The organism is Noviherbaspirillum denitrificans, assembly GCF_002211445.1.
Classification (GTDB): domain Bacteria; phylum Pseudomonadota; class Gammaproteobacteria; order Burkholderiales; family Burkholderiaceae_D; genus Noviherbaspirillum; species Noviherbaspirillum denitrificans.
Window position 1 is genome coordinate 2,168,592 of record NZ_LSTO01000001.1, and the last position, 7,796, is coordinate 2,176,387.

A 7,796-nucleotide genomic window follows, 5' to 3' on the forward strand; every position below is an offset into this window, starting at 1 on the left:
CTGAATCGGCACCCCGCTGACGACCGGTATCGCACCAGGTTCGATGCGGGCCTTGTTCCCTGCAAAGACCGCACGCAGGATCGCGATGTCGCCGACGGAATAGCGCGATCTGTCGCTCGTAAAGGAACCGATGACAGGCGGTGAAGAGCCGCCGCCACCGCATGCCGTGACGGCGCCCGACAAACCTGCAGTTGCTAGACCGTGAAGCATCTTCCGGCGATTCATTCCTTCTCTCCTGATTTCCGTGTTGCACGAGCGGGCGAGTATCAACCTTCCTCCAATAGGAAGGTCAAGGCCTGTTTGCAACGTCAGGGGAAGGAAGTTGGACGAGCTGGATGACCGAAAAGAGCGGCGGGAAACGGCCATCCCGGTGCGGGGCATTCGCCTCGCCCCGCACCGCTCGAGGAGCGGCGAGAGCGGGTGGTCACTGCTGTGTCATCAATCAGCCGCCGAAATAGATATCGTTCGGCGAGTACGGGTCATGGGTCTTGCGATGCTGGATCAGCTCGTCTCGCACATCGTCGCGCGTCTTGCCCGAATAGCGCGAGCCGGAGACGCCCATCACGCCGCTATCACCGCTGCTGGTCATCGCCGTCGGAGCCCGCGTCGGCTCCATTTCGGCGCGCACTTCCGCACGCGACTTGGTGGATTTGAAATCGCGGAAGAAGTCTTCTCCATCGCGCATCCCTACGTCGGCAACGGCGGCGGCGGAGAAGGCAAGCAGGGAGAGTCCAGTTATTCGGGAGATGCATCGCGTCGTTTTCATATTAGCCTCCGATCAAACAGACAATGGACGGCGCGCCGGCAGGATGCCCTCCGCACCGCCTCGCTCATGGCAGTCGTCCGTGTGCGCGGGCTGCTGCCAGGGCGTTCAGTGAATGCGATTGCGGTCAGCCATCGGCCGATGGACTGCAGGAGGGCTGACCCAGGTCAGCGGCAGGGGGAGGCGAGGCAGGAGTTGCGTGATTGGCGCAATCAAGTCCGCCGGTTTCGCGGACTTGAACTGTCCCGTGCTTCGAGAGCCACCGAGATGATGCGCATTGCATGTTTGTCAGCTCAATATACGCAGCGCGTTCCGTGACTTCAAGAAAAATCGCCGCCCGTCTGAGAGCTAGTGTCAATGATCCACCATGGTGCATAGCCGTCGCGCTTTCTGCTTCGTCCCCGGAGGAAAAAGTGGCGTATCAGTGCGACACTGGCGGCAAGATGTCTTCGAACATCATGCGGATGAGCTGCTGCCCCTCGTTCGTGCTCCAATCCTGGACCAGCTCTGCGATCGCGGTATTGGCTGCGGTCAGCACCACGCCGGCATCCCGCATGCGGTTGCGCGACACTTCCTCGGACAAGTCAAACGGTGAGCCGGATGCGTCCATCACTGCTTGAACATTGAAGCCTTCGTTGACAGCGTCGATGGCGGGAAATACAAGGCAGACGTCCGTCGTTACCCCCGCCATGAGAAGATTGCGCCGTCCGGTGGCGACCACCGCGTTGCGGAAGGCCGGGTCCATCCATGCATTGACGATGCCGGCGCGCTTGATGCGCTTATCGAAAGCGTCCGGCAGCAGCGTCTTCAGCTCCGGCATCAGCGGCCCCTGGAGGCGCTCTTCCTGGCTGCTCGTCAGGACGACAGGCATATGCAAGACCTTCGCAGCCTTTGCTAACGCAAGAGTATGCCGTTTCACACGGTCCAGCGGGATGTTCTTGATGAGTTGCATGGTTCCGACCTGATGGTCGATCAGCAGCAGGGCTGTCTGGGCGGGCTCGAACGCGCTATGCATGGTAATCCCTTTCGAACAAGTTTCCGCATGCCCGGGTTCATACGCGAAACCAGGATAGAAGACGGAGCCCATCCCCGAGAACCGCCGCCGCGTGCAATAGGAGTTCATCAAAGAGGCCATGAGCCTCATGCCGGACGCGTGCGACATCATCTTTCGAGATTGCGCCCCCTGCGTCAAACGGAAAATTTTGACCGTCTACAACAAGAATTTCGATCAACAGCGGCGCGAAGAGCGGGCCGCCGGTTTCTGGGCAACATGCGCAGTGAGCCAGTTCCCGCGAGACAAGCATGCGTGTCTTGCTCGCGATATTTGATGAATTTGCTCAGATTTCTTCAATTGACATTCGGCCCCGGGTCTTCGATGCTTAAAACGTTGAAGGCCGACAAGCGTCCAAGAAAAGGGGACACCATGACCAAATCGCGCGTCGCTGCTGCAGGAAAGACCAGATTCGAACAGGCTGTCCAGTCTCTCCTTTCGCCGGCCTTGCTGGCCGACGTGGCCGCCCGCATGGACCGGACCATCCAATGCGGCGTCCGGCACTTCAGTGCAGTTGATGTGACCGTCCCGCTGGAACTGGCTCAACAAGCCGCGAGACATATTGCCGAAGAGGACCGGGTCGAGGAAGTCGAGCTGGGACTGCGTCCGCCGCGCCGTTCCGATATGGCTGTCCAGCCTGCACCGCAAGACCACCTTTAATTCCTGCAAGAAAATCCCCGGCGCGTAGAGCGCGGCACTGCACTGCACTCCGCATACCGGAGCGGCAGAAGTTTTGCTAGGGATTTCGCATGTCCATCCTACAATGGTAAGACTTGGGAGCAGAGCCACGTCTACCACTTCGGACACCAGGTTCGCGTTCTTCGGGAAAGTGACGGCGGCCCTCCCTGTTCCGACTGTACCGCGAGTCTCTCCATGGACATGCCAATACCCGACAACGACCGCTGGTATCAGGTGCTGTTCGAGGAATCGCCCTCACCGATGTTGCTGTTTGACAGTGCCAGTTACGCTGTACTTTCGGCAAACCGAAGCGCATGCCGGCTCTACGGTTATGCGGCGTCCGATTGGCAAGCGCTCAAGATAACCGACATCCATGCCACCCCTCATGCGAAGCGGTGCATTTCCCATCTCATTTCCTCGAACGAACCCGCTGTCGCGGCCGACGTCGTGCTGGACCACCTCCGCAAGGACAAGACCGTTCTTAAGGTGTCGATCAGCTGCCAGCGTGTGGCCGGCCACGATGGGAAGGTGGCCTTGCTGACGGTTCACGACGTGACGAAGCGCGTGGAACTCGAGGCACTGCAGGCCTGTACCGAGCAGGATCTGAATCGTGTGCAACACATAGCCAGGATGGGAAGCTGGGTGAAGGATTTCACAACCCGGCAAGACCGATGGTCCGACCAGACCTACCGCAATCTCGGCCTCGCTCCGCGGTCTGTCGCCCCGAGCTACAGGGCCTTTCTCCAGCGGGTGCATCCCGACGACCGTGCGCAAACCGACCTGGCCATCCGACGCGCCCGAGCGACACGCCAGCCGTTTTCCTGTACTCATCGGGTCGTGTGGCCGGACGGCAGCATGCGCTACATGGAGTCGAAGGGCGTGATGATTTTCGATGGTGAGGGAAAGCCGGCGCAGGCAATGGGCACGATATTGGATGTTACCGAGCGCTGCGAGATGGAATGCGAGCTTCTGCGCACGCAAAAGGATTTCGTGCGCGCGCAAGACATTGCCCATGTCGGGACATGGGCCTGGGATCCGATTGCTGACCGCTACGACTCTCTCTCCGACGAAACTTACCGTGTTTTTGGCTTTTTATCCGGCGAGCGTCCAGAGGCGGCGGTGCTGCGCTCCCGCATTCACCCGGAAGATAGCGAGCGGGTCAGACGCGCCCGGGAATATTCGCTCGTGAATCCATCAATCCCGTACGAAGTCGAGTTCCGAATCATGAATCCGGTTCTCGGTGAACGCATCGTACATTCAATGGCGGAAGTCCAGACCGATGCCAACGGCCGAGCGGTCCGCATGGTGGGGTTCGTCCAGGACATCACTGAACGCAAGCGTGCTGCGCAGCAGATTCAGGCGCTCGCCTATTTCGACAAGGCCACCGGACTGCCGAACCGCACTTGCCTGGAACAACGAATCGACGAACTCATGCGCCTGGCTGGCATGCCAGATGGCCGTGCGGCCTTGGTCGTCGTTTACCTGTCGCGCTTCCGCGATCTCGCCTACACGCTTGGGTATGGCAACGCCGATCTGCTGCTGGAAAAGGCCGGCCGGAGAGTTCGCGAAACCTGCCCTGCCAATGCTTTCGCGGCACGCATCAGCGATGCGGAATTCGCGGTCCTGTTGGCGGACACGGACGTGGAGGCAGCCACCTGCACTGCTTCGGTGCTGGTGGCTGCGCTGCAACGTCCTTTCGAGGTCGCAGGCATCAGCTATGAGCTAGGTGCGCGTGCCGGTATTTCCCTGGCACCGAAACACGGCAAGGACAGCCTTTCGCTGACCCGCAAGGCAGACGTGGCGCTGTACCACGCCAAGCGCGCAGGTCTGGCATACGCGGTCTACGAGGAACAGAACGACCCCTACCAGCCGCAGCGCCTGGAACTGGTGGGCGCATTCCGCAGGGCGGTCAATTTCGGTGAATTACGGCTGTTTTGCCAGCCAAAGGTCGATATCCGGCAGGAGAAAGTTGTCGGTGTCGAGGCGCTCGTGCGCTGGGAGCATCCTTCCTTCGGACTGGTCCCCCCGGACCAGTTCGTGCCGCTGATCGAGCCGACCGACCTGATCCATTTGCTCACCGAATTCATGCTCAAGTCATCCATTCAGCAAGGTGCCGAATGGCAGCGTGCGGGCTACAACATTCCGCTCGCGGTCAACCTGTCGCCCCGCAACCTGTCCGAACCCAACCTGTTCATCAACCTAAAGCGCATGCTTGCCGACGCAGAGGCGCCAGCGCGGCTGCTCGGACTGGAACTGACCGAGAGCAGTTTGATCCGCGACCCGGCCTCCTCGATCGCCGAGTTGCGACGGCTCAGCGAAATGGGGTTCCGCCTGTTCATCGACGATTTCGGCACCGGCTATTCGTCACTGAGCTACCTGATGAGCCTCCCTGTGCATGTCATCAAGATCGACCATTCATTCACGATGCGGATGCTGGAATCGCGGCAGGCCGCCACCATCGTGCGGTCGACCATCGACCTGGCACATGACCTCGGCATGCAAGTGGTTGCGGAAGGTACGGCCAGTCGCCCGATATGGGACCAGCTGCGCGATCTTGGCTGCGACGAGGCGCAAGGCTCATTCATCAGCCCGCCGATGCCGGCCGCCGAATTCATCCCATGGCTGAAGCGCTCGGGATTTGACTACGCCGATTCGCGTCCAGGCAGCCCCTCGGTCGTCGCAGCCCGCCATTAAAACGTATTACGTCATGCGCAACTGCGTCGAATCGGAGCAAGGGACGATGAAAAATGTGGCGCATATGATATGAAGACCGAGACGAGTCGCATGCCGGGTTCAGCAAACAAATTGAATGCGTTGATCAGATAATTCGAACGAGTCTCGACGCAGACATTGCAAGAGCGTGCAAACAAAAAATAGTTGCAGGTTGTCCTTGAAATTCACGCTGGCTGCAATAACATTCGCCATAGTGGCTCCGAAATGCGCTCCGACTTGCGGAAGTTCTGTCGTATCACACTCCCGGCTCTTGTCTCCTCTCCCAACCCTGGGTGGGCTTGACGTCCCGTGACCGTCCCGACATCTCTCGGTCACGGGACGCGTTTTTTATCCGGTGTGCAAATTGCCTCGCAAGGATTGACCCAGCCTGCGCAAGAGATCTTCCGAAAACAGGGTCTTGGGCAGCATGCAATGCACGCCCTTCGGCGGCACCGAGCGATACACCGTCCCGGTCTGGTTCGAATACTGCGTAATGCGGAAGCTGGCCGCGACACTGAGGATGCCGTAGCAATCTTCGGGAGCGATGGAGGTCGATCGCGACATCCAGCGGATCATCTGCCGCACGCAGGCAACGAGCGCCGCTTCGAGGCTTTCCCCGAAACCGATCCCGATCCAGTGTGTCGGCGTCTCCACCATTGGTCCGTCGAGTGACACGCCGGCATGCAGCAGATACTGCACACGCAATTCTTCCAATGCGGTTTCGATCGCCGTCTGGTTGACCACGCCATCGCCCTGCGCCGCGTTCGAGTCACCAGTCCAGATGCGGGCTCCGGGCACCTGCACCGGCAGGAAAAGCGACGTGCCGGCGACAAGTTCCGGCAAGTCGAGATTACCGCCATAGGTGCCGGCCAGAATGCCGCTGGTCGGCTTGTCTCCCGGTGGCTCCACGGCGAACACGCCCTGGAATGGTGCAAGCGGAATCATCACGCCGGGCACGAATTCCGCCGCCGTGCGGGCGGCATTGAAGCGCAGGTAGCGCAGATAGGGCTTGGAAAAATCCGTAGGCAGCGCGCCTACCCCGAGCGGAGAGGAATTCCATCCCCAATCGATCGTCCGCAATGTCAACATCCGGCATTCCACGACATCGCCGGGCCTTGCGCCTTCGATTTCGACAGGGCCGATCAGCGAGTAAGGACCGGCCGGATACTTCTTGCGTATCGGTTCGCGCTCGTCGAACGACATTCCGTAGCGCGCCTCGTTGCCCCACTGTGTCCAGGTGCCGTCGTAATGCACGGTGTCGCCGGTGCGGATGACCACGGCGGCTGGCGCGGCCGGATCCATTTGCCCGACGCGCACGGTCTCACGCGAAGGCTTGACGGTATGCGTGCGTCCGCCGCCGGCGAACGCGGCGGGTCCGCGGGTCGCGGCAGGCGTCGCACAGGCGCCGAGCGATCCGACGAAAGGCGCGAGGCCTGCTGTCGCGGTGAGTTTCAGTAGTGTTCGGCGAATGAGCTGCTGGTCCTGTTCATGGCCTTGTGCGTCGTGCATCGATATCTCCGTCGGCTGGGCGTGGTATGGGATGTGCGGTCAGGCGAGCCGGCACACTTCGTCAAAGCTGAATCGCGGCGATCGCGGGCGCTGGGCGGAACGGTCGGCATGACCAAGCGCGCAGAGGAAATTGGTGCGCACCTTGCCTTCGCCCCAGAACGCTGCATCGACCTTCGCCGCATCGAAACCCGACATGGGCCCGGCATCGAGCCCCAGCGCCCGCGCGGCGAGAATGAGATAACCGCCCTGCAGCGAACTGTTGCGGAATGCCGTTGTCTGCGCCAGCTCGGGGTTGCCGGCAAAGGTCTCGCGATAATGGGGCGCATGCGGGAACAAGCGCGGCATGTGCGCATGGAACTGCTCGTCATACCCGACGATCGCGGTCACCGGCGCCTGCCTGACCTTGTCGACGTTGCCCGGCGCAACGCACGCCGCAAGCCGCTCCTTCTTCTGTCCGCTGCGGACAAAGACCAGGCGCATCGGCTGGCAGTTGGCCGAGGTCGGCCCCCATTTCACGAGTTCATACAATTCACGCAGCAGCGAATCCGGCACCGGGTCCGCCAGCCATGCATTCGCGGTGCGCGCTTCCGTCAGCAACTGCGCCAGCGCGTTGTTATCCAGCTTGTCCATATGTCTCCTCACTTTCCGGCGATTGCCGATTCGCGTTTGAAATACTGTTCGAAGCCGCTCCAGACCTCGTCGTACCCCTCCTGCAGTTGCGGCGCGGCCAGCGCATGCGCGGTCGGCCGGAACGGGTAGCGCGACTCGAACATGAACGCCATGGTGTCGGCGAGGTATTTCGGCTCAAGCTTCGCGGTGGACGCGCGGCGGAAGGTGTCGGCGTCCGGACCGTGCGCCAGCATGGCGTTGTGCAGGCTGATGCCTCCCGGGAGGAAACCTTCCGCCTTGGCGTCGTACACCCCCTTGACCAGCCCCATCAGCTCGCTCATCGCATTGCGGTGGAACCAGGGCGGACGGAAGGTGTCTTCGGCGACCATCCAGCGCGGCGGGAAAATGACGAAGTCGCAGTTGGCTACGCCGGGAATATCCGACGGCGACGTGAGGACGGTGTTGATCGAGGGG

The 7,796-nt window shown here is 61.0% G+C and carries 9 protein-coding genes; 3 read left to right on the forward strand and 6 right to left on the reverse strand.

Annotation, left to right across the window (positions count from 1 at the left end; all coding sequences use genetic code 11):
- From AYR66_RS29510 to AYR66_RS10670, 3 genes are all read right to left on the reverse strand, one after another.
- The coding region (locus AYR66_RS29510; RefSeq protein ID WP_206047139.1) for a hypothetical protein at window positions 1-225 on the reverse strand (225 nt) is incomplete at its 3' end.
- A 217-nt stretch (window positions 226-442) separates the two neighbouring features.
- A complete protein-coding gene (locus AYR66_RS10665; protein ID WP_088707471.1) occupies window positions 443-766 on the reverse strand; it encodes a DUF4148 domain-containing protein in 324 nt (107 codons plus the stop codon).
- Between the two features lie 418 nt (window positions 767-1,184).
- Window positions 1,185-1,778, reverse strand: coding sequence for an isochorismatase family protein (locus tag AYR66_RS10670; protein WP_088707472.1), 594 nt, complete (start codon window positions 1,776-1,778; stop codon window positions 1,185-1,187).
- Between the two features lie 118 nt (window positions 1,779-1,896).
- Here AYR66_RS10670 and AYR66_RS10675 point away from each other — a divergent pair, with 118 nt between their 5' ends.
- The 3 genes from AYR66_RS10675 to AYR66_RS10685 all read left to right on the forward strand — a co-directional run bounded on the left by AYR66_RS10675 (window position 1,897) and on the right by AYR66_RS10685 (window position 5,186).
- Window positions 1,897-2,091: a hypothetical protein gene (locus AYR66_RS10675; protein WP_088707473.1), complete on the forward strand. Its 195-nt coding sequence runs from the start codon at window positions 1,897-1,899 to the stop codon at window positions 2,089-2,091.
- 95 nt (window positions 2,092-2,186) lie between these two features.
- Window positions 2,187-2,474: a hypothetical protein gene (locus AYR66_RS10680; RefSeq protein WP_141104055.1), complete on the forward strand. Its 288-nt coding sequence runs from the start codon at window positions 2,187-2,189 to the stop codon at window positions 2,472-2,474.
- A 213-nt stretch (window positions 2,475-2,687) separates the two neighbouring features.
- Complete coding sequence (locus AYR66_RS10685; protein ID WP_088707475.1) at window positions 2,688-5,186, forward strand: sensor domain-containing protein; 2,499 nt, start codon at window positions 2,688-2,690, stop codon at window positions 5,184-5,186.
- A gap of 366 nt (window positions 5,187-5,552) precedes the next feature.
- On the opposite strand, the gene AYR66_RS10690 is transcribed toward AYR66_RS10685, so the two are convergent.
- The 3 genes from AYR66_RS10690 to AYR66_RS28300 all read right to left on the reverse strand — a co-directional run.
- The gene (locus AYR66_RS10690; RefSeq protein ID WP_088707476.1) at window positions 5,553-6,713 is read right to left on the reverse strand and encodes an acetamidase/formamidase family protein; all 1,161 of its coding nucleotides are present in this window, start codon (window positions 6,711-6,713) and stop codon (window positions 5,553-5,555) included.
- 39 nt (window positions 6,714-6,752) lie between these two features.
- Entirely contained in the window at window positions 6,753-7,343 is a 591-nt protein-coding gene (locus tag AYR66_RS10695) for a malonic semialdehyde reductase (RefSeq protein WP_088707477.1), read from the reverse strand.
- 8 nt (window positions 7,344-7,351) lie between these two features.
- A partial coding sequence (locus AYR66_RS28300; RefSeq protein WP_141104211.1) for a homogentisate 1,2-dioxygenase domain-containing protein occupies window positions 7,352-7,796 on the reverse strand: 445 nt, incomplete at its 5' end.